The 26001-nt window shown below is 72.7% G+C and carries 21 protein-coding genes; 7 read left to right on the plus strand and 14 right to left on the minus strand.

The features are described from left to right. Positions 1-167: 167 nt before the first annotated feature. The gene (locus ACFC0G_RS16680; RefSeq protein WP_376403666.1) at positions 168-1703 is read left to right on the plus strand and encodes an FAD/NAD(P)-binding protein; all 1536 of its coding nucleotides are present in this window, start codon (positions 168-170) and stop codon (positions 1701-1703) included. A gap of 121 nt (positions 1704-1824) precedes the next feature. Continuing rightward, positions 1825-2637 carry a class II aldolase/adducin family protein gene (locus ACFC0G_RS16685; RefSeq protein ID WP_376403668.1) on the plus strand — a complete coding sequence of 271 codons (813 nt, stop codon included), beginning with the start codon at positions 1825-1827 and terminating at the stop codon, positions 2635-2637. A 127-nt stretch (positions 2638-2764) separates the two neighbouring features. Here ACFC0G_RS16685 and ACFC0G_RS16690 read toward each other — a convergent pair whose 3' ends face one another. Continuing rightward, positions 2765-4366, minus strand: a complete 1602-nt coding sequence (locus tag ACFC0G_RS16690) for an MFS transporter (protein WP_376403670.1) — start codon at positions 4364-4366, stop codon at positions 2765-2767. Between the two features lie 216 nt (positions 4367-4582). On the opposite strand from ACFC0G_RS16690, the gene ACFC0G_RS16695 reads away from it, so the two are divergent. Next, positions 4583-5206 (plus strand): TetR/AcrR family transcriptional regulator, encoded by a 624-nt coding sequence (locus tag ACFC0G_RS16695; protein ID WP_376403672.1) that lies wholly within the window; start codon positions 4583-4585, stop codon positions 5204-5206. 133 nt (positions 5207-5339) lie between these two features. On the opposite strand, the gene ACFC0G_RS16700 is transcribed toward ACFC0G_RS16695, so the two are convergent. From ACFC0G_RS16700 to ACFC0G_RS16730, 7 genes are all read right to left on the minus strand, one after another. Continuing rightward, the gene (locus ACFC0G_RS16700; RefSeq protein ID WP_376403674.1) at positions 5340-6563 is read right to left on the minus strand and encodes a styrene monooxygenase/indole monooxygenase family protein; all 1224 of its coding nucleotides are present in this window, start codon (positions 6561-6563) and stop codon (positions 5340-5342) included. A 55-nt stretch (positions 6564-6618) separates the two neighbouring features. Beyond that, positions 6619-7602 carry an LLM class flavin-dependent oxidoreductase gene (locus ACFC0G_RS16705; RefSeq protein ID WP_376403676.1) on the minus strand — a complete coding sequence of 328 codons (984 nt, stop codon included), beginning with the start codon at positions 7600-7602 and terminating at the stop codon, positions 6619-6621. A gap of 108 nt (positions 7603-7710) precedes the next feature. Further along, complete coding sequence (locus tag ACFC0G_RS16710; RefSeq protein WP_376403678.1) at positions 7711-8202, minus strand: flavin reductase family protein; 492 nt, start codon at positions 8200-8202, stop codon at positions 7711-7713. Positions 8203-8230: 28 nt separating this feature from the next. Beyond that, the gene (locus ACFC0G_RS16715; RefSeq protein ID WP_376403680.1) at positions 8231-9856 is read right to left on the minus strand and encodes an AMP-binding protein; all 1626 of its coding nucleotides are present in this window, start codon (positions 9854-9856) and stop codon (positions 8231-8233) included. Beyond that, the gene (locus ACFC0G_RS16720) at positions 9853-11064 is read right to left on the minus strand and encodes an acyl-CoA dehydrogenase family protein (RefSeq protein WP_376403682.1); all 1212 of its coding nucleotides are present in this window, start codon (positions 11062-11064) and stop codon (positions 9853-9855) included. Before ACFC0G_RS16720 ends, ACFC0G_RS16715 begins: the two co-directional genes overlap by 4 nt. A gap of 44 nt (positions 11065-11108) precedes the next feature. After that, positions 11109-12635, minus strand: a complete 1527-nt coding sequence (locus ACFC0G_RS16725; RefSeq protein ID WP_376403684.1) for an FAD-binding oxidoreductase — start codon at positions 12633-12635, stop codon at positions 11109-11111. A gap of 109 nt (positions 12636-12744) precedes the next feature. Beyond that, positions 12745-13245 (minus strand): flavin reductase family protein, encoded by a 501-nt coding sequence (locus tag ACFC0G_RS16730; protein ID WP_376403686.1) that lies wholly within the window; start codon positions 13243-13245, stop codon positions 12745-12747. A 214-nt stretch (positions 13246-13459) separates the two neighbouring features. On the opposite strand from ACFC0G_RS16730, the gene ACFC0G_RS16735 reads away from it, so the two are divergent. Then, positions 13460-14557 carry a prephenate dehydrogenase gene (locus tag ACFC0G_RS16735; RefSeq protein WP_376403688.1) on the plus strand — a complete coding sequence of 366 codons (1098 nt, stop codon included), beginning with the start codon at positions 13460-13462 and terminating at the stop codon, positions 14555-14557. A 107-nt stretch (positions 14558-14664) separates the two neighbouring features. Here the strand turns inward: ACFC0G_RS16735 and ACFC0G_RS16740 are convergent, their stop codons facing one another. Beyond that, positions 14665-15747, minus strand: coding sequence for an LLM class flavin-dependent oxidoreductase (locus tag ACFC0G_RS16740; protein ID WP_376403690.1), 1083 nt, complete (start codon positions 15745-15747; stop codon positions 14665-14667). A gap of 411 nt (positions 15748-16158) precedes the next feature. Here ACFC0G_RS16740 and ACFC0G_RS16745 point away from each other — a divergent pair, with 411 nt between their 5' ends. Both ACFC0G_RS16745 and ACFC0G_RS16750 read left to right on the plus strand, forming a co-directional pair. Next, on the plus strand, positions 16159-16725 hold the full coding sequence (locus ACFC0G_RS16745; RefSeq protein ID WP_376403692.1) for an RNA polymerase sigma factor: 567 nt from the start codon (positions 16159-16161) through the stop codon (positions 16723-16725). Between the two features lie 95 nt (positions 16726-16820). Continuing rightward, positions 16821-17210: a hypothetical protein gene (locus ACFC0G_RS16750; RefSeq protein WP_376403694.1), complete on the plus strand. Its 390-nt coding sequence runs from the start codon at positions 16821-16823 to the stop codon at positions 17208-17210. Here ACFC0G_RS16750 and ACFC0G_RS16755 read toward each other — a convergent pair. Then, positions 17194-18984, minus strand: a complete 1791-nt coding sequence (locus tag ACFC0G_RS16755; RefSeq protein WP_376403696.1) for an ABC transporter ATP-binding protein — start codon at positions 18982-18984, stop codon at positions 17194-17196. The genes ACFC0G_RS16750 and ACFC0G_RS16755 overlap by 17 nt on opposite strands. Positions 18985-19058: 74 nt before the next feature. Here ACFC0G_RS16755 and ACFC0G_RS16760 point away from each other — a divergent pair, with 74 nt between their 5' ends. Beyond that, positions 19059-19640 (plus strand): TetR/AcrR family transcriptional regulator, encoded by a 582-nt coding sequence (locus tag ACFC0G_RS16760; protein ID WP_376403699.1) that lies wholly within the window; start codon positions 19059-19061, stop codon positions 19638-19640. 39 nt (positions 19641-19679) lie between these two features. On the opposite strand, the gene ACFC0G_RS16765 is transcribed toward ACFC0G_RS16760, so the two are convergent. The 4 genes from ACFC0G_RS16765 to ACFC0G_RS16780 form a co-directional block, all read right to left on the minus strand. Then, positions 19680-20759 carry a sensor histidine kinase gene (locus ACFC0G_RS16765; protein WP_376403701.1) on the minus strand — a complete coding sequence of 360 codons (1080 nt, stop codon included), beginning with the start codon at positions 20757-20759 and terminating at the stop codon, positions 19680-19682. Beyond that, entirely contained in the window at positions 20752-21567 is an 816-nt protein-coding gene (locus tag ACFC0G_RS16770; RefSeq protein ID WP_376403703.1) for a response regulator transcription factor, read from the minus strand. The genes ACFC0G_RS16765 and ACFC0G_RS16770 overlap by 8 nt, the downstream gene beginning before the upstream one ends. Before the next feature lie 9 nt (positions 21568-21576). Further along, on the minus strand, positions 21577-22266 hold the full coding sequence (locus ACFC0G_RS16775) for a VanZ family protein (RefSeq protein ID WP_376403705.1): 690 nt from the start codon (positions 22264-22266) through the stop codon (positions 21577-21579). Between the two features lie 69 nt (positions 22267-22335). Beyond that, complete coding sequence (locus ACFC0G_RS16780; RefSeq protein ID WP_376403707.1) at positions 22336-25905, minus strand: GDSL-type esterase/lipase family protein; 3570 nt, start codon at positions 25903-25905, stop codon at positions 22336-22338. Positions 25906-26001: the final 96 nt, after the last annotated feature.

A 26001-nucleotide genomic window follows, 5' to 3' on the forward strand; every position in this document is an offset into this window, starting at 1 on the left:
AGCAGTGGGGAGCCAGCAGACTGGAGCCCGATTTCACAGGTTTTGCGGTTCGGTTCTCCCGATGTTCCGGCACCCACCTTCCGCATTTCTTTCCGCGCCTGTTCCGATCGGTTTTCCCTCTGCAAAAGAACGGACATCATCCGCGCCATTGAACGGGGTTCGCTCGAATGTTGTTTCCTGCGAGAATCGGCATCATCGGAGGCGGCGCCTCCGCCGTATGCCTGCTCGACACTTTGAGCCAGCGCGAAGAAATTCCCGAGTCGGTCACGGTGTTCGACCCCTCCCCGCACCTGTGGCGGGGTCGTGCCTACCAACCCGACGCGGCGACCCTGCGGGTGAACGCCCCACCCGAGGACATGACCGTCCGGGCCGGCGACCCGGAGCACTTCACCCGGTGGCTGGAAGCGCGGGCCGTGGTCCTCGGCACGCGCACCGACCACGTCGACGCCCGGTCGGGCATCACGTTCCCGCCCCGGGCTCTGTACGGCGACTATCTGGAGCAGTGCGCCCGCAGCGCGCTGAACCGGCTCGCGGCCCGCGGCTCCCGCATCCAGCTGGTCCGGGCCGCCGTGGTCGACCTGGCGCGCGAGGACGGCTCCCTCGTCGCGTACACGGCCGACCGCACCCCGTACGCCCTCGACCACACCGTGCTCTGCGTGGGCACCGGCGAGCCGGCCGACCCGCACGGGCTGACCGGCACTCCGGGGTTCGTCGCCGATCCCTACCCGGTCGTGCAGCGGCTCGCCGGCATCGGCGAGCAGGACCGGGTCGTCGTGATCGGCAGCGGCCTGACCGCCGTGGACGTGGTCCTGCAGCTGACCGCCGCCGGGCACACCGGCGAGATCGTCATGGCCTCCCGGCGCGGGGTGCTGCCGAGCGTCCGCCAGCGGCCCGTGGAGCGCGAACCGCGGTACTTCACCGCGGCGCACTTCCGTGCCGTCGCCGCGCGCGGCGAACGGCTCTCCGTCGACGAGGTGGTCTCCCTGATGGGGGCCGAGCTCGCGGACGCAGGATCGGGGCTCGACTCCGTCACGGAGGAGATCGCCTCCTGCGGCGTCGAGGAGCCCATCGCCCGGCTGCGGCGCCAGTACGACCTCGTCGACGGCTCCGACCCGGGCCTGCGGCTCCTCCAGCGCGCGGTCCCGGACACGGGCCCCGACGTCTGGCCGCTGCTGCCCGAGCACGAACGGACCCGGCTGCTGCGGGACCACTACCGGACCGTCATGAGCCTGTGCTGCCCCATGCCGCCGGCCAGCGCGGCGACGCTGCTCGACCGGGCCGACCAGGGCCGGCTGCGGATCGTCCGCGGCGTCGAGCGCATCACCGCCCTGCCGGACGGGGGCTTCCGGCTCGTCGGCGACGCCGGTGTCCAGGACGCCGATGTCGTCGTCAACGCCGTCAGCCCGGGCTCGGCCCGCGTCCCGCGCGGCGCGTCGGCGCTCGTCGACGCCCTCGTCCGCAGGGGACTCGCCGCCCGGCATCCGCGCGGCGGCGTCCACGTCTCCCGGTCGACCAGCGGGCTGCTCGCCGCCGGCGAGACCGACCGGCGGATCCACGCCCTCGGCGACCTCGCCTCGGGATCGCTCTTCTTCACCTTCGGTGTTCCCTCCCTGGTGGACCGGGCCGTCGACATCGCCGACGCCGTCCACGCGGAGGCCGCCCGCACCCCCGTCGCGTCCGCGAACCCGGTCCGGGCCCTGTGACCCGACACCATCAGCCACACCCCGCACCACCACGCGTACCCGACTCCCCCCTGCCCGCCTTCCCCGCACCCACCCTCCCCGGCCGGACACCGGCCGCCCCACACGACCGAGGAGCCCGCACATGACCGAGATCGCGACGCAGGAACGGGCCGACTACCTGGCCGACACCCACACGGGCCTGCCCATGCCGACCGAGCCCGTCTTCGACTCCGTGGAGGACGACCGCAGGCACCGCAAGCAGCGCCTGACCGCCGCCCTGCGCCTGTTCGGCAAGTACGGGTACGGGGAAGGCGTGTCGGGACACATATCGGTACGAGATCCCGAGGGCGACGACCTGTTCTGGGTCAACCCGTTCGGCGTCCCCTTCAGCCGGGTGAAGGTCCGTGACCTGATCCTGGTGAACTCCGAGGGGCGGGTGGTCGAGGGCCGTCACCGGCTCAACCCCAGCGCCTTCGTGATCCACTCCGCCATCCACCGCGCCCACCCGGGCGCCGTCGCCGCCGCACACGGGCACACCCCGTACTCGCGGGCGCTCGGCGCGCTCGGCCGGCTGCTCGAACCGCTCGACCAGGAATCCGCCGCCTTCTACGAGGACCAGGTCCTCTACAGCGACTACGAGGGCCCGTCCATCAGCCTCGCGCAGGGCGAGGACATCGCCGCCCGGCTCGGCGACAAGCGGTCGATCCTGCTGCGCCACCACGGTCTGATCACCGTCGGCGGCACGGTCGACGAGGCCGTGCACTGGTTCTTCACCTACGAGGCCGCCGCACAGGTGCAGTTGCTGGCGGCCGCCGCCGGACAGGTGAAGCCGATGAGCCACGAGCAGGCCGTGGCGGCCCGCGACGGCTTCGGCGACCGGCACCTCGGCTGGTTCAGCTTCCAGCTGCTCTGGGACGAGATCGTCCACGAGCAGCCGGACCTGCTCGACGAGTGACCGGCCCCGGGCCGGCAGGCCCGTGACCAGGCGCGGAAGGCCGCTCCCCTCGACGGGGAGCGGCCTCTCGCGAACCGGCACCTGTTCTCCGGAGCCCGCTCCGGACCGGATCAACGCGCGAACCGGATCAGCGCGCGGACCGGCCGGCGGATTCGGCCGCGCGGCCGTCCGCCTTCTCCGCACCGGACCCGTCCGTGGCGCGCTCGGACGGGGAGTCCCCGGCCGGGGAATCACCGTCCGAGGAGCCGCCGTCCGTGGCCGCCCCGTCCGGGGCGCCGCTGCCGGCCCGCCGCCGGGCCGCGAGCGCGGCGATCGGCACCGAGAAGGCGGAGACGGCCGCGATGAGGATGATCACCCAGGTGCCCTGGTGGTACCCGGTGAGCGCCTCGGCGTGCGAGGGGCTCTCCTCGCCGCCCATGCGGACGGTCACCACGGCGAGCACCACCGCGGCACCGACCTGGTAGCCGGTCTGCAGGATGCCCGCGGCGAGGCCCTGTTCGTTCTCTGCGACGCCCGAGGTGGCCCGCACGTTGGCCGCGGTGAAGGCGAACGGGAAGCCGACGCCGATGAGCACCATGCTGGGCAGGATGACCAGCCAGTACGAGGAGCCCTCGCCCACCCGCAGGAAGAGCAGGAAGGCGACGGTGTAGGCGAACATGCCGCCGAAGACGGGCCAGCGCAGTCCGGTCCGGCCGAGCCACTTCCCCGCGCGGGGCGCGAAGGTGAGGATCATGAGGCCGATCGGCAGGAAGGCGAAGGCCATCTGCAGCGGCGACCAGCCCCGGTAGGACTGGAGGTAGAGGCTGCCGATGAACTGGTAGCTCATGTAGGTGCCGAGGATCGCCGCGGCGATCAGGCTGGCGCCCACGAGGGACTTGTTGCGCAGCAGACCGAGCCGGAGCAGCGGCTGCGGGCTGCGGGTCTCGATGACGACGAAGGCGGCGAGCAGCAGGGCCGCGGCGGCGAGGACGCCGAGCGTGACGCCGGAGAACCAGCCGCTCGTCGGGGCCTGCACGATGCCGTAGACCAGGAGCAGCATGGCGGCGGTGACCGTGACCGCGCCGGCGGCGTCGAAGTGCCGCTTGGAGCCGTCGTGCGCCGGATCCTTGGGGACCAGGATCAGGGCGCCGATCAGGGCCGCGAGGGCCACCGGCACGCCGAGCACGAAGGTCCAGCGCCAGCTGGCCTGGGTGAGGGCGCCGCCGACGACCACGCCGATCGAGTATCCGATGGCGCCGCAGGCCGTGTAGATGCCGAGGGCCCGGTTGCGCTGCGGCCCCTCGGGGAAGTTGCCGACGACGATCGAGAGGGCGGAGGGCGCGGTGAGTGCGGCGCCGATGCCCATCACGAGCCGGCCGACGATGACCAGGATGCCGCTGTTCGCCAGTCCGCCGAGCAGGGAGCCGGCCGCGAGGACGGTGAGTCCGACGAGGAACACCCGGCGCCTGCCGAGCAGGTCGGACATCCGGCCGCCGAGCAGCAGGAAGCCGCCGAAGCCGAGGACGTACGCGCTCACCACCCATTGCGCGGCGGACGTGCTCATGCCGAACTCGTCCTTGATCTGGGGGGTGGCGATGCCGACCATGATGTTGTCGAGCGCGTCGAGGGAGAACGCTCCGCACACCACCACGAGCATCAGCCATTCCCGCAGGCCCCACCGCACGCGGGCGTCGGGACCGCTCGTGCCGGGTAAGGCGCCGCCCGCCGTGGCGTCGTCCGCGATAGTCATGAACTGGTTCTCCTTGTCGGATGGGGCTGGGGAGGGGGACGCCGTGCCACCGTGGTCGCCCGACGAGGTGGGCGGGGGGACGGACCGGTCGTAGAGTCGAGGGCAGGACGCGGTACCGCCGATTTCCCCACTCGGGGGGCAGCGGACAACACCACTTCTGTACTAACCTCTACAGAAGAGGCTATCGACCGGCTGATCGGCCGTCAAGGAGGACATGTGGCCCGCACCGGACGCCCCCGCAGCTTCGACCGGGACGCCGCACTGCACACGGCGATGCTCGTCTTCTGGGAACGCGGGTACGCCACCACGTCGACGACCGACCTGAGCGCCGCGATGGGCATCAACCCGCCCAGCCTGTACGCCGCCTTCAAGAACAAGGAACAGTTGTTCCGGGAGGCCATCGAGCTCTACGAGCGCACCGAGGCGGAGTCCTCGCGCCGGGCCATGGACGAGGCCCCGACCGTGCGCGAGGCGATCGCGGCGCTCCTGCACGGGAGCGTCGACCGCTTCACCGCCGACGACCGGCCGCGCGGCTGCATGATCGTGCACGCCGCCAGCAGCTGCACCACCGACCACGAGTCCGTCCGGGACTTCGCGCTGCGCTGCCGGGCCCGGACCAAGTCCACCCTCAAGGCCCGGCTGGACACCGCCGTGGCGGGCGGGGAGCTCGCCGGGGGCACGGACACGGACCGGATCGCCGCCTTCTACACCACGTTCCTCAACGGTCTCTCGTTGCAGGCGCGCGACGGGGCCGAGCGTGCCCAGCTGCACGAGCTGGTGGAGATGGCGATGTCCGTCTGGAGCGTCCACACCGGTCCGCTGCCGCTGGTCGCCGCGTAACGCATCGGACATCGGAAAGACGGCCGGGCCGTGCCGTCCGGACTCCTCCCCCTCGGGGGAGGTTCCCGGCGGCACGGCCCGGCCGTGCGCGCTGCCTGCCGTCAGCAGACGCTCTTGATGTCCGTCGCGTCCGTCATCCGGCTTCCGTGATCCTGTCCAGCCAGGCCCGCGTGGCGTCCGGCGTCTTGACGGCCTCCCACATGTCGGCCGGGTGGTTGAAGTTGGCGACGAACGCGTCGGCGACCCGCTGGTCGGCGGTGGCGGTCACGAAGATCCCGCCCACGTGCTCGACCGGCGGCGCGACGTTGAGGTTCGACCAGGCGACGACCGGCTCGGCGGTCCGCCACAGCCGCTCGGCCACCCGCTCGGCGAACGCCTCGTCGAACGGCCCTCCGGCGACGATGAGTTCGGCGATCTCGAAGGCGCTGCGCGAGCCCAGGTTGGCGCCCTGCCCGGCCAGCGGGTCGTTGACGATCCAGGCGTCCCCGAGGGCCAGGGCTATCCGGCCCGAGTCGAGCGTGGTCCAGCTGCGGCGCACCACCGGGGTGAGACCGCCCTGGATGACGTCGCCGGGGCGGCGGATCCCGAACTCCCGGTCGGAGATGCGCTCGCGCAGGTCCGGTGCGAACTCGGCGATGAGCGCCAGCAGGGTCTTCTCGAAGCCGGCCTGGTCCTCCAGGTGGTCGTAGGAGGCGAGCTGCTCCAGCGCACCGCCGGGCAGGCCTTCCACGACGATGCCGTGCGCGGGACCGTCGGCTGTGAGGATCCGGGTGGAGAAGATCTCGCCCGCCTCGGTGACCTGGAAGTGGATGTGGCCCGGGTCGACGGGTGCGATGCCGTGGAAGAGGCCGGCGGTCAGGACGCGCTGGGGCCCGGTGTACGGCGAACGCTCCGGGTCGCGCGGGAAGAGCCCGGTGGTGGCGGCCCGTCCGGTGGCGACCACGACCAGGTCGTGGTCGCGGGAGATCCGGTCGATCTCGGCCGCGTCCGGCCGCAGCACGACCACGCGGCCGCCCCGCTCCAGGTAGTCGGCGGTGAGCGTGGGCAGGTAGAGGCGCAGGTCGACGCCGCTCGCGGGTGCGTCGAGGCGGCCGAGGAACTCGATCCCCGGCTCCCCGCGCGCCACGAGGCGGACGCCGAGGGTGTCGTCGTCCCCTCCTTCCCAGTGCGAGACGCCCAGCTCGCGCTCCCGCTCGCGGGTCTTCCCGAAGCGGACGGGGAGGCTCAGCGGGCGTCCCGCCGCGAGCTCCTCGGTGCTGCGCTCGGCGTAGACCGTCGTGGTCACTCCGGCCTGCTGGAGCCGCAGGGCGAGGTGGAGGCCCGAGATGCCTGCTCCGACGATGGCGATGTCTGACATGGTTCCTTGCTCCTTCATGGGTCGGGCGAGCGGGAGAGGCCGTCGGCCCGCGCGCTCAGGCGAACTGCGGGAGGACGTGCTCGGAGAACAGTTCGAGCGAGCGGCGGGCCCGGTCGGCCGGCAGCCCCGGGGCCCGGCCGAAGAAGATGATCCGTTCGACGTCTCCCAGGGGCTTGATCCGGTCGCGCAGCCCCTCGGCGACGACGTCGGGCGGGCCCACCAGGAAGAATTCGCGCGGCAGGTCGTCCACGGACGGCAGGCCCGGGTTGCCGAACCACTCCTGGAACTTGTTCAGCAGGTGCCAGTAGTGCTCCCTGATCTCCTGCCAGCCCTCCTCGGCGTCCTCGCACACGTAGACGCCGGGCGTGACGATGGCCGTGAGGGGGAAGCCGGCCGGGTCGTGCCCGTGCTCGGCAAGGGTGCGCCGGTACAGGTCGAGGGTCTCCGGCGGGGTGCCGAGGTCGGGCAGGAAGCGCAGCCCGTGGCGGCCGGCCCGGCGCGCCGCGGCCTCGCTGCCGCCGCCGATCCACACCGGCGGCGGGCTCTGCGGCACCGGGGTGACGACGACGTCGTCGAGGGCGAAGTGCTTCCCGGCGTACGAGAACGGCTCGCCGGTCCAGGCCTTGCGGAGGATCTCGACGGTCTCCTCGGTGCGGGCGCCCCGCTTGGCCCGGTCGAAGCCGAGGGCCTCGAACTCCTTCTCCCGGTAGCCGGGGGCGATTCCGAGCTCCAGCCGGCCGCCGGAGAGCAGGTCGGTGACGGCCGCGTCCTCGGCGAGCCGCAGCGGATGGGTGAGGCCGGCCAGGACCATGGCCGTGCCGAGCCGGACCCGGCTCGTGCGGGCGGCGATGGCGGCGAGCGCCGGGAAGAGGGAGGGCAGGTAGCCCTCGTCGGTGAGGTGGTGCTCGGACAGCCAGACGGACTCGAACCCGAGGGTCTCGGCGTCGGTGGCGAGCGACAGCGTCTCCTCGTAGACGTCGGTCCAGGGCTGCCGCCACGGGGCCGGGTTCCGGAAGTCGAGCCAGATGCCGAATTTCACTGCTTCTCCTCGGAGTTGGTGGTTCGGTGCGCGTGGTTCGGGGTGCGCGGTTCGGGGTGCACGGTTCGGGGTTCGGGGTGCGCCGGTCGGAGTTCGGGCCGGGTGCGGTCAGGCCTCGGACAGTGCGCGCAGGCTGCCGTTGACGAACACGAGCGGGGGCCTGCGGTGCCGGCCGCCGGTGGACAGCACCTCCCCGATCAGGACCGTGTGGTCGCCGGTGTCGTGGCGGTCGTACAGGGTGCACTCCAGCCAGCCCGGAGCGTCGAGGACCAGCGCCCCGGTGCGCTCCCCGGGCGATGCCGTGCAGGTGAGCAGGGCCCGGGCGCGGGTCTCCCGGTCGCCGTCCAGGGCCTCGGCCATGTCGATGCCGGCGACGTCGAGGATCGACACCGCCCAGACCTTGGTCGTGAGCAGCGTCGCGAGGACCTCGGAGTCGCGGGGGACGGCTAGGGAGACGAGCGGTGGGTCGAGGGAGACGGAGGTGAAGGAGCGGACGGCCACCGCGTCGTGGCGCCGCCGGTCCCCCTCCTCCTCGTAGGTGGTGACGACGCAGATTCCGGTGGCGAAGGTACGCATGGTCGCGGTCAGATCCAGGGACATGGCAGGCCTCTCGGTGGGGGGTACGGGGTCAGCCCGGGGCGCCGGGGTGCCGGGCGGCGAGGACCGAACGGCGGAGCTTTCCGGTGGCGGTCCTGGGCAGTTCGTGCTCCGCCAGGGCCTGGGCGTGCACCGGGCCGGCCCCGAAGCGCCGCCGCACCCGCTCGCGCACCCGCTCCGCCGCCTCGTCCGGGGAGACCTCCGGCCTGGGCCGGAAGAAGACCGCGAGCCCGGTGGAACCCGTACCGTCCGCGGCGAGCGGGCGGGCGACGGTGAAGGACGGGAGCACGCACGGGAGTTCCTCGACGGCGTCCTCGATCTCGTGGCCGTGCCACCGGGCGCCGCCGACCTCGATGAGGCCGTCGGCCCGGCCGGTCACGGTGAGCTCGCCGTCCGCCACGAAGGCCAGGTCGTCGGTGACGAGCCAGCCGTCGTCCGAGAGCGGGGCCGGCTGCGGCACCCCGCCCACGAGGTACGTGCCGGCGACCGGCGCCCCGGTGATCTGGAGCCGGCCCACGACCCCGGCCGGCACCACCCGCCCCGACTCGTCCACGACCCGCACGGACACGCCGGGCTGCGGCGTCCCCACCGGCACATGACGCCGGAGCGGGCCGTCGGAGAGGCGGAAGACGCTGTCGACGACGCCGGACGCCGTCTCCGGCATGCCCCACCCGGGGTGCACGGCGGTGGCCGGCAGCCCGTGGGGGGCGAGCGCCTCGACGAACCGCCGGACGACACGGTCCTTGACCGCCTCGCCGCCGTTCATCACGTACCGGAGGCGGCTGAGGTCCCAGGACCGGTCCGGTTCCTCGGCGAGCCGGTCGACGAGGAGCGCGAGGACGCGGTTGGGCGCCCAGGTGGTGTCGATCCGTTCGGCCTCGGCGACGTCGAGCCAGCGCAGTGGGTCGGCGCTGACCCATCCGGGATCGGCGTGCACCTGGTGGCAGCCGAGGTAGACGTCCCGTACGTGGAACATGACGATGCCGCTGACGTGGTCGAGAGGCATCCGGTTGAGGCTGCGGGTGTCCGGGCCGAGGCCCCGCGCGAGGGCGGTGCCGTGGGCCCGGGCGAGCACGTGACGGTGGGTCAGCTGTACGGCCTTGGGCCGGCCGCCGCTGCCCGAGGTCAGCGTGAGCACCGCGGGGTCGTCCGGTCGCGCCTCGACCGGCTCGCGGGCTCCGGCGGACGCACGGTCCGCCTCGTCCCCCGTGCCCGCCACTCTCGCCGCACCCACCGGCCGGAGCGGACGCAGCCCCGGCGGGGGCGGGCCGGGCGGCTCGTCGCCGAGCAGCCACGCCTCCCCGACGGCCTCGACCGCCTCGGCGAGCCCGTCGGCACCGGAGCCGTACGACACGGGCAGCGGGACGAGTCCGCCGAGCACGCACGCCCAGAAGGCGGTGAGCAGGTCGGTGGTGCGGGCCGTGCGGAGGATCACCCGCGCGCCGGGCCGTGCGCCCGCGGCGGCCAGCTCCGCCGCCGCCCGCGCCGCGTCCTCGTACAGCTCGGCGTACGACCTGCGGACGGCCGTACCCGTGCCGTCGATCACGACCACGCCGTGCGGGGTGCGCGCGGCACGCCGGAGCGCCTCGCCGAGCGTGCCGACCGCCGGCGCCGGCAGCGGCCCGCCGGTCAGCTCCGCGCGCGGGTGTCCGGTCATGCCACGATGCCCAGGCTGAAGGGGTTGTACGGGGTGCCGCCGAGCAGATGCGCGCCCGCCGACTGGAGGACCTGGTCCTGGGCGATGACGTGCTGGCGCATCGTCGTCAGGTCGCGCAGCCAGCGGTCGAGCGGCGAGGGCCGGTAGACGGCCGTCGTCGCCACGAGGTCGTAGAGCCGGGTGACGATGGTGCGGGCGACCCGGAAGGCGTTGACGCGCGCCAGGACGGTGTCCACCCGGTCGTCGCGGCCGATCTCACCGCCCTTCTCCAGGATCTCGGCCTGCCTTCGCAGGCTGCCGTAGACGGCGTGCCGGGCGGCGCCGAGTTCCATCTCGGACTCGGCGATGGCCATCTGCACCCGGTAGGTGTCGGCCCACGGCGTGGCGGCGTTGCGGTCGGTGCGGCCGGCGGCCAGCTCCCGTACGTGGTCGAGCGCGGCCCTGGCGACGCCGAGCGGCACGCCGGGCATGTTGCGCAGGATCGCCTCCGCCGTGGAGTGCGGGCCCTCGACGCGCGGGGCGCCCAGGCTGAAGGAGTGCTCCTCCGGGACGAACAGGTCCTTCGCCTGGTAGTCGTTGCTGCCGCTGCCCGCGAGGCCGGTGGTGTGCCAGGTGTCGAGGACCTCGAACTCGTCGCGGCGGGCCAGCATGATGCGCCAGTGCCGGGGCGCGCCGTCGGGCCCGGACTCGGGCCGTCCGTCCTGGTGGACGAAGGTGCCGGCGACGACCCAGTCGGCGTGGGTGATGCCGCTGCCGAAGCCCCAGCGTCCGGTGACCCGGTAGCCGCCGGGCACCCGGTCGGCCCGGCCGAGCGGCAGGATCAGTCCGGCCGTGATGGCGTCGGGGTCGCTGAGTTCCTCGCGGGCGACGGACTCGGGCAGGAACTGGGCGTAGAGCGGGGTGTCCATGCCGATCATGGCGCACCAGGCGGCGGAGGCGTCGCCGCGGGCGAGGGTCTCCACCACCTCCGTCTGCTGGACGGAGTCGAGGCCCGGGCCGCCGAGTTCGGTGGGCACGCCCATGCGGAAGACGCCCGCGTCGCGCAGCTTCTCCACGACCGTGTCGGGCAGCCTGCGGGCCTTCTCGATGTCGTCGGAGAGGCCCCGCAGCACCGGGACGAGGTCCTCGGCGCGCCTGAGCAGTTCCTCCGGAGTGGTCGGGCGGGCGGTGTCGGGACGCCGGGCGGCGACCTCCTGTGAAGTGACCATGTGCTGTAGTCCCCTGTCTCACTGGGGCCGGTGGTCTCCCGCTGTCAGCGGTAACGTCCCGGCGCGATGGCGTTGTTGGGGTCGAGTACGGCTTTGAGCCGACGGGTCAGTGCGAGGGCTCCGGGGTCGACGGCGAGGGCGTCGCGCCGATGGGCGTGGTCGACGTCCAGCCGGTACGGCGCGAAGCCGGCGTCGGCGAACGAGGTGTGGAGAAGGTCGAGGGCGCGGTGGGCCCGCTCGGCGGCGTCTCCCTCGCGGGAGAACTTCATCGCGACCACGCAGTCGATCAGGTCGGGGCCGAGGAGGTGCAGCGTCGCGGAGAGCCGGGTGCCGGTGGCCGCGGCCGCCTCCCTCAGCAGCCCGTCCGCGCGGGAGACGTCCGCGCCGTTGAACGGCAGCAGCGGAAGGAAGAAGACGAAGCCGGCATCCGTGTCCACGCGGTCGGCGGGCACGCCCATCTTGGCCCGGAAGAGGACGTCGGCGATGTCGGGGTCGCCGGCGTAGCCGCGCTCGACGAGCCGGGCGACCTCGTGGTTGGGGTGGGCGGGGTCGATCGCCTCGGTGGCCGTCACCTGGGTGAAGAGGCCGGTGCGGTGGGCCTCGGCGGTCAGGATGCCGGTGAGCGCCTCGACGACCTCGGCGGTGCCGTCGACGGGGAGGTGGGCGAGGAACTCGCCCTCGGTGCCGCCGTACGACCGGGCGGCCGCCGGATCGTAGATCCGCGGGACGCCCCGCGTGAGGCCTTGCGCGACCCAGCGGCGCACGGCGTCGGTCACCGCGCTCAGGGCGGACTGCGGGAAGTCGAGGCGGACCACGCGCAGCGCCTCGGGCCGGGCGGGCAGCCGGATCACCGCGGCGGTGACCACGCCGAGGGCGGACTGGACGAAGAGCGGCAGCGGTGACGGGCCGAGGCCGTGCGGGTAGACCGGTGCGGTCCGGTCGGCCGTGGGCCACCAGCCGACCCGTACGGTCTCGCCGTCCGGCAGCACGACCTCCAGGCCGGCGAGGTCGTCGGTGCGCTGGCCGCGCAGGCCGACGCCGCGGTCCAGGGCGTTGCCGAGGACGCTGGTCGCTGCGGCGGAGACCGTGACGTTGACGAGGCGCGGGGTGTGGGCGAGGAGCCGGGAGAGGTGGCCCTGGGTGACGCCGGGTTCGACGACGGCCCAGCCGGCGTCCAGGTCCAGTGCGCGGACCTTGTCGAGGCCGCCGAGGTCGAGGACGACCACGTCGTCGTCGGCCGGTTCGCGGGAGCCCAGGCCCCAGTTGCGGCCGGTGCTGACCACGTGGAGGCTGCCCGATTCGGTGTCCTTGGAGAAGAGTTCGACGAGCTCGGGGACCTGTCCGGCGGTGGCGGGCCGCAGGACGGCGGCGATCCGGCGGGACCGGAAGAGGCTCGCGTTGGGGCCGAGGAGCCGGGTCGCCCGCTCGTCGCCCTCGGGGCGCAGCACCCGGTCCTCGCCGAGGATCCGGGCGGCCGCGTCGAGGGCCTTGCGCAGCGCGGGGCTCCCGGACGCGCTCCGGGGCGCGGGCGGCGCGGCGGGCTCGTCGAGGGCCCTGGACTGTTCGGTCATGCTGGTCTCCCTGGCGAAGTGGCGGTACGAAGACGGGGCCGGGGTCGGGTCGGGGTCCGGGTCCGTGTTCCGGGCCGGGTCCGGGTCACGGACCAGGTCACGGTCCGGGTCACGGGCTGGTGGCGGGGGTGAGTGCCCCGTGCAGGAACACCAGCGGGTCCTGCGGTGCGCCGACCCCGGTGGCCAGCACGGTGCCGATCACCATGAGGTGGTCGCCGACGGTGAAGGAGTCGGCGAGCGCGCACTCCATCCAGCCGGGTCCCTCGAAGAGCAGGGCTCCGGTGTGCGGCCCCGGCGCGGCGGGCAGGGCGGTCAGCGCCTCGGTCCGGCTCTCCCGGGAGCCGGCGAGGCGGCGGGCGGTGTCCGCCCCGTCCGCGGCCAGGATCGACACGCCCCACCGCCGGGAGGCGAGGAGGTCGGCGAGGAAGGCCGACCCGTGGCGCAGGGAGAGCGACACGAGCGGGGGGTCGAAGGAGACGGGCACGAGCGAGTTGACCGTGATGGCGTCGTGGCGGCGCCCGTCGGGGCTGTCCTGATCCTCGGTCCAGGTGCTCACCACCCCGACACCGGTGGCGAAGTGCCGCATCACCGTGCGCAGATCGAGTTCCACGGCGTTCCTCCTTCGTTCGCTGACGGCCCCTTGGTGACAGAAAGCTATGGTCCGGCGCCGGGCGGTTTTGCTGTCCCCGCGCATGCGCTCTGTCGCGTTCGCGAATGCCCGAAGTGCGCTGATGCGTCACTTGCCGTGCGCGGTCGGCCGAGAACCGGACACCCGCTTGCGGTCAGACTGCGACCGTCGACGAACCGGCCATGAGGGGGATCCAGTGATTCGCAATGCGGCAGTGGTGGGGGCCGGGCTGATCGGCACGTCCATCGGGCTCGCGCTGACCCGTCGCGGCGTCCACGTGCACCTGATGGACGCGGACGAGTCGGCGGCGCGGGTGGCCGCGGCGCGGGGGGCCGGTGTCTTCGGCCCGCCTCCCGGGCCGGTGGACCTGGCCGTCGTCGCCGTACCGCCGACGCGTGTGGCGCAGGTGCTCGCGGACCAGCAGCACCGTGGGCTCGCCCACGCCTACACCGATGTGGCGAGCGTCAAGTCCACCACCGCACTGGCGGTGGCGCGGGCCGGGGTGCACCACGCGAGCTATGTGGGCGGCCATCCCATGGCGGGGAGCGAGCGGTCCGGTCCGCTGGCCGCCCGGGCCGGGCTGTTCGAGGGCCGCACCTGGGTCCTGACCCCCGGCCCCGAGACCTCGTCGGGCACGCTCAACCGGGTGCTCGCCGCCGTCGCGCTGTGCGGCGCCGTGCCCTTGGTGATGGAACCGGGCGTGCACGACCGGGCGGTGGCCCTCGTCTCCCACGCGCCGCACCTCGTGGCGACGCTGATGGCGGCGCGCCTCGGTGGGGCGTCCCGGGAGGCACTCGCCCTGGCCGGGCAGGGGGTACGGGACGTGATCCGGGTCGCCGGCGGCTCCCCGGAGCTCTGGACGGACATCGTCCGGTCGAACGGTCCGGCGATCGCGGAGATCCTCGGCGACTTACGCAAGGACCTGGAGGCGCTGACGCGCGCGCTGAACGCGCTGGAGGTGTCGGGGCCGGAGTCGGAGGAGGCGCTGGCCTCGCTCGTGGACCTCCTGGAGCGCGGCCGGGAAGGCTGGGAGGCGGTGTACGAGCCGGGCGGCCGGACCCCCGTGGAGCGGGTGACGCTGACGGTCCCGCTCGGCGGCGGGCCCGGCGAGGTGGACCGGCTGATCGACGCGGCGGAGGGCTCCGGCATCGACGCGGACGGCATCCGGCTGAGCTGGTCCGACGCGGACACGGAGCTCTCGGCCCTCCTCGCGGCCCCCGCCCCGACGGCCGAGGCGGTCCGCCGCCGGCTCGCGGACGACGGGTGGCGGGTCACGGTGGCGGCGGGTTCGTGACGGGCCGTCGCTGACGGCAGGTGAAGAGGCCCTGGCCCCGGTGGGGGGCCAGGGCCTCTTGCGCGGTGACGTCACCTCAGCCCGAGGTCACCTCCCCCGACGTCCCCTCACCCGGCCGTCACGTCGGCCGGCATGCCGTAGGCGTCGGCAATGAGTTCGTAGGAGCGCACGCGGAAGTCGGGGCTGTGCGAGTTCATCGCGAGCATCAGCTCGTCCGCGTCGGTCCGCTTCTGCAGTTCGTCCAGGCCCGCCCTGACCTCGTCGGCCGTGCCGTACAGGGCGTTGTCGAGCCAGGTGCCGAGGACCGCGCGCTCCTGCTCGGTGAAGACGTGCCGCTCGGCCTCCTCGGGCGTCGGTACGAGACCGGGCCGGCCGCTGCGCAGCCGTACCGTCGCGAGCGCCCCGGTGAGCGCCTGCCGTCGCGCCTCCTCGGCCTCCTCCCCGGCGAAGGCGAAGACGCCGAGCACCACGTACGGCTCGGCCAGGGTCGCGGAGGGCCGGAAGCTCGACCGGTACAGCTCCAGGGCCGGGAGCGTGTTCCGCGCGGAGAAGTGGTGGGCGAAGGCGAACGGAAGGCCCAGCTCGCCGGCGAGGCGGGCGGAGAAACCGGAGGAGCCGAGCAGCCACACCTGCGGCTGCCCCACCTCGCCCTGCACGGGCCCGGGCACGGCGTGGATGCGCCGGTAGGGGTGCCCGTCGGGGAAGTCGTCGTGGAGGAAGCGGAGGAGCTCGGCGACCTCGGCGGGGAAGTCGTCGGCCTGCACTCCGTCGGCCCGCCGCAGCGCCGCGGCGGTGGCGCCGTCGGTGCCGGGGGCCCGCCCGAGACCGAGGTCGATGCGGCCCGGTGCGAGCGCCTCCAGGGTGCCGAACTGCTCGGCGACCACGAGCGGGGCGTGGTTGGGCAGCATGACCCCGCCGGAGCCGAGCCGCAGCGTGCGGGTGTGGGCCGCCAGGTGCGCGAGGACGACGGCGGGGCTGCTGCTGGAGATCCCGGGCATGGAGTGGTGTTCGGCCACCCAGTACCGGAGCAGTCCCCGGGCCTCGGCCAGTCGGGCCAGCCGAGCCGAGGCCTGGAGCGCCTCGTGGGCCGTGGTGCCCTCGCCGACGGCGGCCAGGTCCAGTACGGAGAGCGGGACGGGGGCGGTTCCTCGGGCGGTGCCGCGGAGGAATTCGGTGTGGGACGCAGTCATGCCCGCGACAACGGAGAACGGGTCGCCCGGATTCCCAACCGAGTCACTAGGGAAGGAAAGTTGGCCGAACACCACACCTTGCGCGGCCGGTCCGGACCCGTACGGCCGGACCCGGAGTCCGGGGCACGGAGTCCGGGGCACGGAGTCCGGGGCACGGAGTCCGGGGCACGGAGTCCGGGGCACGGAATCGAGGTGAATCCTTTCCGGCCCTCCCCGCCTCCTATGTGCGTACCGGCCGAACGGGCCGACAGGATGGGGAGGAAACACCATGATGATCACCGGCATCGTCGTGATCGGAGCGCTGCTCGTGGGCGCGTGCAGCTGGCACCTGATGCGGCGTTACAAGAGCCGAAGCTGACCTGAACCCGTGCGCGGGGCGCCTTCCCGGAACGAGTACCGAATGAGGACCAGATGAACCGACGCCTGCCCTGGCCGGACGAGCGGCTGATCAAGGCCGCCCAGGACGGCGACGTCACGTCGCTCACCACCGTGGTCATCGAATCGCAGCCGCACGTGCGCAAGTTCGCCCTGTCCCTGTGCGCCTCGCCGCAGGACGCGGAGGACGCGGCGCAGGAGGCGCTGATCATCCTCTACCGGAAGATCGGCACGCTGCGGGCCAGTGGCGCGCTCGCCTCGTGGATGTTCCGGATCGTGCGCAACGAATGCCTCCGGCACGTACGGATGCTCCTCGCCCGGAGCGACGAGGCGCCGGCCGGACCGGAGGCGTCCACGGAACCGTCCGCCGAGGACGCGGCGCTGCACCGGCTGGAGGCGGAGCGGATCGCGGCGGCGGTCAGCGCCCTCCCCCGCGACCAGCGGCAGGTCCTGATCATGCGGGACGTACAGGGCCTGCCCGGCAGGACCGTCGCCGATGCGCTCGGTCTTAGCGGCGCGGCGATGAAGTCGCGGCTGCACAGGGCGCGCGCGGCGCTGCGTGACGCACTGGCGGCGACGGACCCGGCGCCGACGCAGACGTAGCCACAGGCACCGACACAGACGCAGACGCAGCCATAGCCACAGACACAGACCCTCGATCATGCCCTCGACCGACAAGCCGGAGGAGAGTCACGACCGTGAACACCTTGCATTCCGTGAAGTCCGCGCCGAGCGCGAAGGCCCCGGCCGCCGCACGACCCGCGGCGCCCGGAACGAACTTCGCCAGCAAGTCCGTCCCGCGCCACCTGGCGCGCGGCGCCGTCGGATTCGGGCTCGTCATCGGCTCGATCGCCCTGGTGCCCGTCGCCGGCCCGGTCACCCTGCTGGCGGCGCCGCTGGCCCTGATCGCCTTCCGCGGCTGCCCCACCTGCTGGATGGTGGGCCTGGCGCAGACCGTCTCCCGCGGCCGTCTGGAGCGCCGGTGCGCGGACGGCGTCTGCACGATCGCGAAGGCCCGGCCGGAGGCCGCGACCGGGAAGGAGCACCCGGCCGACGCCGAACCCTACGCCGCTACGCCCTCCCGGTGAGGGGGCGGACGATCCCGGCGTCCATCCGAAGGGACTCCACGAGTTCGCGGTACAGCTCGTCGGTCGCGAGGAGTTCCCCGTGCGCGCCCTGCGCGCGGACCCGCCCGTTCTCCATGACCACGATGGTGTCCGCGTCGACGACGGTGGAGAGCCGGTGGGCCACGGTGACCACCGCGCCGTCCCGGGCCCGCGCCCGTACGCACTCCTGGACGGCCGCCTCGGTGAGCCCGTCCAGCTGAGCGGTGGCCTCGTCCAGGAGCAGGACGTCGGGCGTGGCGAGCAGGGCGCGGGCCAGCGCGATGCGCTGGCGTTCGCCGCCCGAGACGGACGCGGAGGCCAGGGGGGTGTCCAGGCCCGCGTCCAGGGCGGCGATCCTGTCGTCGAGGCGGACGTCACGCAGGACGGCACGGAGCTCGGACTCCGTGGCGTCGGGGCGGGCGAGCAGCAGGTTGTCGCGGAGGGTGCCGGGCACGACGGGGGTGTCCTGTTCGACGTACGCGAGGCGGGCCCGGACGTCGGCGTGCGCGAGCTCGCGGTACGGACGCCCGTCCAGGAGCAGTTCGCCGCCGGTGGGTTCCAGGAAGCGCAGGACGAGGGAGAGCAGGGTCGTCTTGCCCGCCCCGGAGGGTCCGACGATGGCGAGATGACCGCGCCGGGGGACGGCCAGGTCCACGCCCCGGACGGCGGGCGGCACCCCGGGGGCGTGCGCGGCGGTGACGTCCCGGAAGAGCAGGACGGGGGCGTCGTCGCCCCGCGCGCCTACGGAAGCCGGGGTCTCCTGGGCGCGCTCTTCCAGGGGCAGGGCGTCGGTCTGCCGGATGCGTTCGGCGGCCGCGATGCCGGACTGGAGGGAGGTGACGTTCCTGCTGAGTTCGGTGACCGGGTCCATGAGGGCGAACGCGTACAGCAGGAAGGCGATCAGGCCTGACACCTCCAGTTGCCCCTGGGAGACCCGCCAGGCGCCGACGGCGAGCACCGTGATGATCGCGAGGTTCACCCCGGTCCAGGCGATCGTCCAGGCCAGCGCCTCGCGGCGGACCGCGCGGACGCCGTGCTCCGCCGAGGCACGGGCGTCGGTCAGGATGCGGTCGGCCATCCGGTCCTCGGCGCGGTGGGACTTGACGGTACGGATCGCCCGCAGGGCTCCCTCCAAGGTGCCGCCGAGCCCGCCGACGTACTCCTGCGCCCGTTCCTGCGCACGGGCGATGCCCGGCATCAGGAACACGAAGGCGGCCGCGACCAGCCAGATCGCGAGCAGCGTGGTGGCGAGCAGTACCGGATCGAGGACGGCCATCAGGGCCAGGCAGCCGGCGAGGGTGACCCCGCCGTTGACGAGGCCGACCAGGGATTCCGCGGCGGCCTCGCGCAGCAGCACCGTGTCGGAGGTGACGCGGGTGACGAGCTCGCCCGGCGGACGGCGGGTCACGCCGGGGACGGCGGCGCGCAGGAGGTGCCGGACCATCGACTCCCGGGCATCGAGGACGACCCTCTCCCCCAGCGCGCCCAGGATGATCCACTGCCGGTAGGCGACGGCGCCGCCGGCCACCAGGAGCACCAGAAGCGCGGCCACCGGGCCGGCGAGCGAGGCTCCGTCGCCCAGGGCGTCGAGGACCTGCTTGGTGACCATGGGCGTGGCGAGCCCGAGGGCGGACGCGACAAGCGCCAGGGCCAGGCCGTGCAGGAGAGTGCGCCGGTGCGGGCGGGCGAAGGACCAGAGCACGCGCAGCCGCGGAGCAGAGAGAGCAGGGGCAACGGAGGCAGCGGAGCGCTTCATACCCACAAGGGAACATTGATGTTCCATAAAAGGCAAACACAGCTCCTATTCGGTAGAGCGGATACCGTTGCCCCATGCCGAAGGGGACCGATCTCACCGTCACCCGCGAGAGCGCCACCCGCGCCCGCACCCGCCGCGCCATCCTGGACGCCGCCGTCACGCTGCTCTCCGCCGACCCGGCCGCCTCGCTGGGCGACGTCGCCGAGGCCGCCGGGGTCGGCCGTACCACCGTCCACCGCTACTTCCCCGAGCGCTCCGACCTCATCGCCGCCATCGGCGCGGACATCACCGAACGGGTCGCGGTGGCCACCGACCGGGCCCGGCTCGACGACGGACCGGCTCCCGAGGCCCTGGAGCGCCTCTGCCAGGAGTACTTCGAGCTGGGCGACCGGCTGATGCTCCTCTACGACGTGCCGCAGTTCGCCGAGTGGTCCGGGTTTGAACAGGAGACCCCCGCCGACCGGGCGATCCTCGCCCTGCTCCGGCGCGGCCAGGACCAGGGCACCCTCGATCCGCACACCGACGCCGGCTGGATGCGCGAGGTGCTGTGGGCCCTGCTGTACGCGGCATGGCTCCGGACCCGCGACCACGGCACGCCCCGGCACGCCGCCCTCACCCAGTGCCTGCACACGCTGGGAAAGGCGACCGCTTCCTGAAACGGCTCCCGGGGACCTGCCGATGCGGGGCGACGGCGTCTACGCCTCGCCGGGAATCCGGACCGTGACGAGGAGACCGCCGCCGGGGCGGGCGGCGAGGTCGAGGGTCCCGGCGTGGGCGCGGACGATGCTGTGCACGAGGGCCAGGCCGAGGCCGACGCCGGCGTGCTCGTCGGTGCGGACGCGTTCCGTGCCGCGCTGGAAGGGTTCGGTGAGCGTCGGCACCAGTTCCGGTGGCAGCGGATGGCCCGTGTTCTCGACCCGGACCACGCTCGCGTCGCCCTGCTCCTCGGTGTGGACCGTCACGGTGCCGCCGTCGGGGAGGTTGTGGACGAGGGCGTTCTGGACGAGGTTCGTCATCATCCGCAGCAGGAGCTCCGCGGAGCCGCTGGTCCGTGCCGCTCCGCCGGTGACGTCGAGCGTGATCCCGCGCTGCTCGGCGAGGGGCAGCAGCGTTTCCGCGGCCTCTTCGGCGACGAGGGAGAGGTCGACGCTCTCGCGGGCGAAGGTCCCGCGGTCGCTGCGGGCGAGCAGCAGGAGGGCCTCGGTGAGGTCGATCGCGCGCGTATTGACGACGTGCAGCCGTTCGACGAGTTCGCCCCGGTCCCGCGTCGGGTCCTTGCGGGCGACGTCGAGAAGCGTCCGCGAGATCGCCAGCGGGGTGCGCAGTTCGTGGGAGGCGTTCGCGGCGAACCGCTGCTGCTCGGCGACGTGCGACTCCAGTTGTTCGAGCATGCCGTCGAACGCGTCGGCGAGTTCCCGGAATTCGTCCTGCCGGCCTGTCATGCGGATCCGGTGGGACAGCGAGGCGTTCCCGGCCGTGCGCGCCGCGTCGGTGATCCGGGTGAGCGGTGCGAGCATCCGGCCGGCGAGGAGCCATCCTCCGACGAGGCCGAACACGAGCAGGAAGGCCATCGCGACGGCCGCGGCGGGGGCGAAGGTGCGGACGAGGAGGTAGCGGTTGGGCGAGGTCCCGAGCAGGCCCTGGGTGTTGTCGGGTACGTAGCGCAGCAGGAACCCCCACACCACGGCCAGCAGGAGCGCGCCTGCGACGGCGAGGAACCCTGCGTAGCTGAGGGTGAGTTTCAGTCGGACGCTGAGCCCTGGCCGTCTACGCATGCGTACGGCCGGGGCGGGTGGTGTCCGGACCGGCATCGGGGCCGGGACCTGCGTCGGGACTGAGGCCGGCTTCGGGGCCGGGACCGGCGCCGGGGCTGAGGCCGGCGTCGAAGCCGGGACCGGCTTCGGGGCCGAGGCCGGCCTCGGGGGTGGCGTCGATGCGGTAGCCGACACCCGGCACCGTGGCGATGATCCACGGTTCGCCGAGCCGTTTGCGCAGTGCGGAGACGGTGATGCGGACGGCGTTGGTGAAGGGGTCGGCGTTCTCGTCCCAGGCCCGTTCCAGCAGCTCTTCGGTGCTGACGACCCCGCCTTCGGCGGCGACGAGGACGTCGAGCACGGCGAACTGCTTGCGGGTGAGGGCGACGTAGCGTCCGTCGCGGAAGACCTCCCGGCGGAAGGGGTCGAGCCGCAGGCCCGCGATCTCGCGGACCGGGGGCCGGGCGTACGCGCGCCTGCGGTCGAGCGCCCTCAGCCGCAGGACGAGCTCCCGCAGCTCGAACGGCTTGGTGAGGTAGTCGTCGGCGCCGAGCGCGAACCCGGAGGCCTTGTCGTCGATCCGGTCGGCGGCGGTGAGCATGAGGATCGGGATGCCGCTGCCGGACGCGACGATGCGCCGGGCGATCTCGTCGCCGGAGGGGCCGGGGATGTCGCGGTCGAGGACGGCGAGGTCGTAGGAGTGGATGCCGAGCAGCTCCAGGGCGGAGTCGCCGTCGCCCGCGATGTCGGCGGCGATCGCCTCCAGCCGGAGGCCGTCACGGATGGCTTCGGCCAGGTAGGGCTCGTCCTCCACGATCAGTACGCGCATGCCCGAAGCCTAAGCAGCACTCCGTATCGCCGATGTATGCGAGGGCCTGGTCCGCCACCAGCGGCGGGACGCCAGCGCGGCCAGTACGGCGCCGGTGGCGTTGACCAGGACGTCGTCCACGGAGGACACCCGGTCCAACCGGAGGACGTACTGTGCGGTCTCGACCAGGATCGAGCAGCCCGCGCCGAGCGCGAGGATCCGTGGCGCGGTCGCCAGCGCGGTGAAGCGCATCGGGGCGAAGAACCCCAGCGACGCGAAGACCAGCAGGTTGCCGACGATCCCGAGGGGCCCCATCGTGACCAGGTCCCGCAGCGGCACCAGGCTCACCCGGGCGGGAACGATGCCGGCCCCGCCGCCCGGCATCATCGTGATCCAGAGGAACGGCACCGTCCCGTGGACCATGCCCACCTCGGCCAGCGACAGCCGCCACGCCGAGGCGACACCGACGGCACGCCGACGCCGTGCCAGGGCCCACACCAGCAGCAGGGACAACGGCAGTGCGACCAGCGTCATGAGCACCACACCGTTGAAGGTGTCGAGGCAGCCGTGCCACTGCCCTGTCATGCACCGCGGAGCGGACATCAGCAGCGGCCCCCGCACGACGAACAGAGCGCTCGCCAAGCCGAGGACCGCCAGGCCGATGAGCACGATCCTGCGGAGGGGGCGGGGCGGGGCCGTCAGGGATGCGGTGTGATCCATGCCCCCATGAGAACCGGAGGTCCGTTGCGCGGGCGTATCCGATTCTCGATACGCCCGCGATACATCAGATCAGATACGGACTTGTTCCCCGGTCCAGGAGGTGGAGCCGGTGGCGATGTAGCCGTTGTCGGTGAACTTGACCTTGCCGGTGGCGTCGGCGGTGTTGACGAAGGCACGGGTGGCACCGTTCGCCTCGACGATCAGGTAGTCCGCCCGCTGATCGGCATTGACGTCCGCGAACCGCACCTGATCACCCGACCAGGACGTCGAACCCGTCGCGATGTACCCGCTGTCCGTGAACTTGACCTTCCCGGCGGCATCCGCCGTGTTCACGAACGCACGCGTGGCACCATTCGCCTCGACGATCAGGTAGTCCGCCCGCAGATCGGCATTGATATCGGCGAATCGCACCTGGTCGCCGGACCAGGTTGTCGAGCCGGTGGCGATGTAGCCGTTGTCGGTGAACTTGACCTTGCCCGTGGCGTCGGCGGTGTTGACGAAGGCACGGGTGGCACCGTTCGCCTCGACGATCACGTAATCCGCCCGCTGATCGGCATTGACGTCCGCGAAACGCACCTGATCACCCGACCAAGACGTCGAACCCGTCGCGATGTACCCGCTGTCCGTGAACTTGACCTTCCCGGCGGCATCCGCCGTATTCACGAACGCACGCGTAGCACCATTCGCCTCGACGATCAGGTAGTCCGCGCGCAGATCACCATTGATGTCGGCGAACCGCACCTGGTCGCCGGACCAGGACGTCGAACCCGTCGCGATGTACCCGCTGTCCGTGAACTTGACCTTCCCGGCGGCATCCGCCGTATTCACGAACGCACGAGTGGCACCGTTCGCCTCGACGATCAGGTAGTCCGCCCGCCGGTCGCCGTTGATGTCGACGTTGTAGTCGCCGATTCCCGCCTTGCGCTTCGGCGGCGCGGGGTTGACCACGACGTTCTCCTTGACCCAGCCCCTTCGGATCAGCGTCTGGATTCCTCCGTGGAACGCCGCCGCCATCTTCGTATAGCCGCCGTTGTCGGGATGGAGGTTGTCGTTGAGGTCAGCGGTGGTGAGTTCGCCCATGCTGACCTGGACGATGTGGCGCCCCTTGGCGGTGCGCGCCGAGACCAGCCCGGGAATCGCCTTGTTGTACGCGTCGACGCGGGCCTGAACGGCGGGGTCGGTGGCCGGTACGAGCGAGGCGAGCACGATCGCGGTGTCCGGGGACGCGGCGTGGATCTGGTCGAGCAGCGCGCCCAGGCGATCAGGGGCCGTGCTCACCATGTGGTCGCGGTTCATGTCGTTGGTGCCGATGTGCAGCGTGACGACGTTCGGTTTCGCCGCTGCCAGCCATGTCTCGATGTCGGCCTGGATCTGGTCGATGCGCCAGCCCGAGTGGCCTTCGTGGCGCGTGCCGTCGGCATCCGCCTGGGAACCGACGAATTCCACGCTGCCCGCGGCGCCGGCCAGGCGACCGGCGAGTTCGGGGCGGTATCCGGTGCGGGTGGTACTGCCCACGCCCAGGGTGATCGAGTCGCCCAGCGGCATGACGGCCAGCCGGGCAGTCGTGGGCGAGCCCGCGGCGGGCGGCGCGTGCCAGACGGAATCGGCCGGGATCTCCAGGGACAGATCGCTGCTGGAGGCGACCAGGTGCAGCCACTGGTCGATGTCGCCGCTGTCGCACGGCCTGCTCTGGACGGCCGCGATCACCTCGCCCACGTCGGGGGCGTCGGGCTCCAGGTGGACGCAGTTCCCGTCCGGGAGGCGGATCTGGAACCAGCCGGCGGTGAGTTCCACGACGTCGAGGCCGACGTCAGGCGATACGCCCATGGCCTTGTACGGGTCGGCGACGTTGACGAAGTTCCATCCTCCGTTGGCCGCTTGCCGGGCGATCCATCGCGATCTCGCGTCGGATCCGCTGTGCGTGCCGAAGAATCCGCCGTTCGCCTCCGCGTAGCCGATGACGGTGCCATTGGCCGAGGCGATCTCGTTGTGGACCTCGTGGAGCTCGCGCTTCTTGAGTTCGTCCTTCGCCGGGGGGTTCCCGAAGGGGTCCCTGGCCGGGATCTCCTCGAACTTCTTGGTCAATTCCTCGGGCATCCCCACTTCGTTGAAACCCTGGTACAGGATCCCTGCGTCAAGGTAGTTCAGAGCCCGGTCGATCGGCACGAAGGTGAAGGCGCTCGTGCAGACCTTCACGCCTGCGAGCGGCCCGCTCGGGCAGGCCTTGACACCGCCGTGGCTCGCGGAGACGATCCCGGCCGCGTGCACCTTGGTGCCGAGTCTGACCTGGTCTTCCGTTCCGAAGACGACCGGGCCGCCGCTGTCCCCTCGCATGGCGGCCCACACCGAAGTGCCGACCGACATCAGCTCGGCGACCATCCCGTGGTTGTAGCGGGTCTGGACACCACCCTGGTTCTCGGCGGTCCAGTAGTACAGCTGTGAACTGACGACCTTCAGGTTGCACTTCGTGCCCGACCGAGCCCCTGACTGGCAGACGAAGTTCCCGATCTGGGGAGCCTCCGCGCCGATCACGCTGGCCACGCTCTGACCAGCGGGGTCGTTGTACGACTTCCCCGCCCAGATCTCCGGGTTGACCCACTTGTTGGACCTGGGCCGGATGGTCGCCACATCGACGCGCGTCGTACTCTCGCGCACGGTGTCCCGCGGTGACGCCAGCTCACCGAACAGGTTGAACGAATCCACTCCGAGGCGCTCGTCGAGACCGAATCGTTCGTCCGTCTCGGCCCATCCGGGGAAGCAGTGATCGGCGGTCATCATCATCTCCTGGCCCCGGTACACGACCGCGAACCCGGTGCTGCAGATCGGCGTGCTGATGGCCGCGCCGCCCGCGAACTGGCCGTCCCTCCGGTCGGCCATCGCGAGCTGGGGCTCCGCACCCGGAACCACCTCGACGGGAACGCCCGCGGTCGCCACGGCGGTACGCAGCCTGGCCGCTTCCGACGCGCCGCCCTCGATCGAGGCCCGCAGACCGCCGCCGCCCTTGACCTGGGTGACGTCCACCATTCTGACCTTCGCGGTCTCCGCGGCCTTGACCACCCGATCCGCCGCCCGCGTCAGTTCCTGCGCCGTGTGCCCCGCCGGCTTGACGACCACGGGTACGGTGCTCGCCGCGATGACGGCCTCGGCCGCCGGCGTCAGGTCGCCGTGCCAGTACAGGACCACCCGCCGGTCGTCAGGACCGGCGGTGACGTCGACGAACGACCCCTTCGTTCCCTGGCCCGGCGACGACTTGAGGGCCGCGGCCGTCGCGTTCATCTTCTGCTGTACGTCCAGCACTTGGCCCCAGGAGGTGTAGGGCGCGGGGACCGAGCCGCTCGAACGCCCGGACTGGGACACCGGACCCGCCGGCAGGGGCGAGGCTTCACGAGCCGGACGCGGCTTCCTCTCGTCCGGCGCACCCCGTCCCGCAGGCGGCAGGACGGTGGAGGCCGAGGAGGCGGGGGCGGCCCACGCCGTCGCCGCCCGGGATGCGAGCGGGGACACGGCGGGGGGCGCGGCGGCCGGTACGGCGAGCAGCGACAGCACCCCCGCGAGCACGGCGCTCCGGCGCATCCGCCTTCGGCGGTCGGCCACGGCCGCCGGGGGCGACTCGTACGCGGGTTGTCCATCGAACGGCAAGGAACACACCTTTCCTGTCGGGGCTTTGGCTTCGGGCGGCTCCGCCCGCTGCGCGCGGCGGGCCGTCGAGGCACACTTCGACGTCGAGTCCACCTC

Source organism: Streptomyces sp. NPDC056169, assembly GCF_042268445.1.
Classification (GTDB): Bacteria; Actinomycetota; Actinomycetes; order Streptomycetales; family Streptomycetaceae; genus Streptomyces.

What these genes read in the sequence shown, in the direction of transcription:
- ACFC0G_RS16680 (WP_376403666.1), top strand. Translation starts at nt 168, where the DNA reads ATGTTGTTTCCTGCGAGAATCGGCATCATCGGAGGCGGCGCCTCCGCC.
- ACFC0G_RS16685 (WP_376403668.1), top strand. Translation starts at nt 1,825, where the DNA reads ATGACCGAGATCGCGACGCAGGAACGGGCCGACTACCTGGCCGACACC.
- ACFC0G_RS16690 (WP_376403670.1), bottom strand. Translation starts at nt 4,366, where the DNA reads ATGACTATCGCGGACGACGCCACGGCGGGCGGCGCCTTACCCGGCACG.
- ACFC0G_RS16700 (WP_376403674.1), bottom strand. Translation starts at nt 6,563, where the DNA reads ATGTCAGACATCGCCATCGTCGGAGCAGGCATCTCGGGCCTCCACCTC.
- ACFC0G_RS16710 (WP_376403678.1), bottom strand. Translation starts at nt 8,202, where the DNA reads ATGTCCCTGGATCTGACCGCGACCATGCGTACCTTCGCCACCGGAATC.
- ACFC0G_RS16715 (WP_376403680.1), bottom strand. Translation starts at nt 9,856, where the DNA reads ATGACCGGACACCCGCGCGCGGAGCTGACCGGCGGGCCGCTGCCGGCG.
- ACFC0G_RS16720 (WP_376403682.1), bottom strand. Translation starts at nt 11,064, where the DNA reads ATGGTCACTTCACAGGAGGTCGCCGCCCGGCGTCCCGACACCGCCCGC.
- ACFC0G_RS16725 (WP_376403684.1), bottom strand. Translation starts at nt 12,635, where the DNA reads ATGACCGAACAGTCCAGGGCCCTCGACGAGCCCGCCGCGCCGCCCGCG.
- ACFC0G_RS16740 (WP_376403690.1), bottom strand. Translation starts at nt 15,747, where the DNA reads ATGACTGCGTCCCACACCGAATTCCTCCGCGGCACCGCCCGAGGAACC.
- ACFC0G_RS16745 (WP_376403692.1), top strand. Translation starts at nt 16,159, where the DNA reads ATGAACCGACGCCTGCCCTGGCCGGACGAGCGGCTGATCAAGGCCGCC.
- ACFC0G_RS16755 (WP_376403696.1), bottom strand. Translation starts at nt 18,984, where the DNA reads ATGAAGCGCTCCGCTGCCTCCGTTGCCCCTGCTCTCTCTGCTCCGCGG.
- ACFC0G_RS16760 (WP_376403699.1), top strand. Translation starts at nt 19,059, where the DNA reads ATGCCGAAGGGGACCGATCTCACCGTCACCCGCGAGAGCGCCACCCGC.
- ACFC0G_RS16765 (WP_376403701.1), bottom strand. Translation starts at nt 20,759, where the DNA reads ATGCGTAGACGGCCAGGGCTCAGCGTCCGACTGAAACTCACCCTCAGC.
- ACFC0G_RS16770 (WP_376403703.1), bottom strand. Translation starts at nt 21,567, where the DNA reads ATGCGCGTACTGATCGTGGAGGACGAGCCCTACCTGGCCGAAGCCATC.
- ACFC0G_RS16775 (WP_376403705.1), bottom strand. Translation starts at nt 22,266, where the DNA reads ATGGATCACACCGCATCCCTGACGGCCCCGCCCCGCCCCCTCCGCAGG.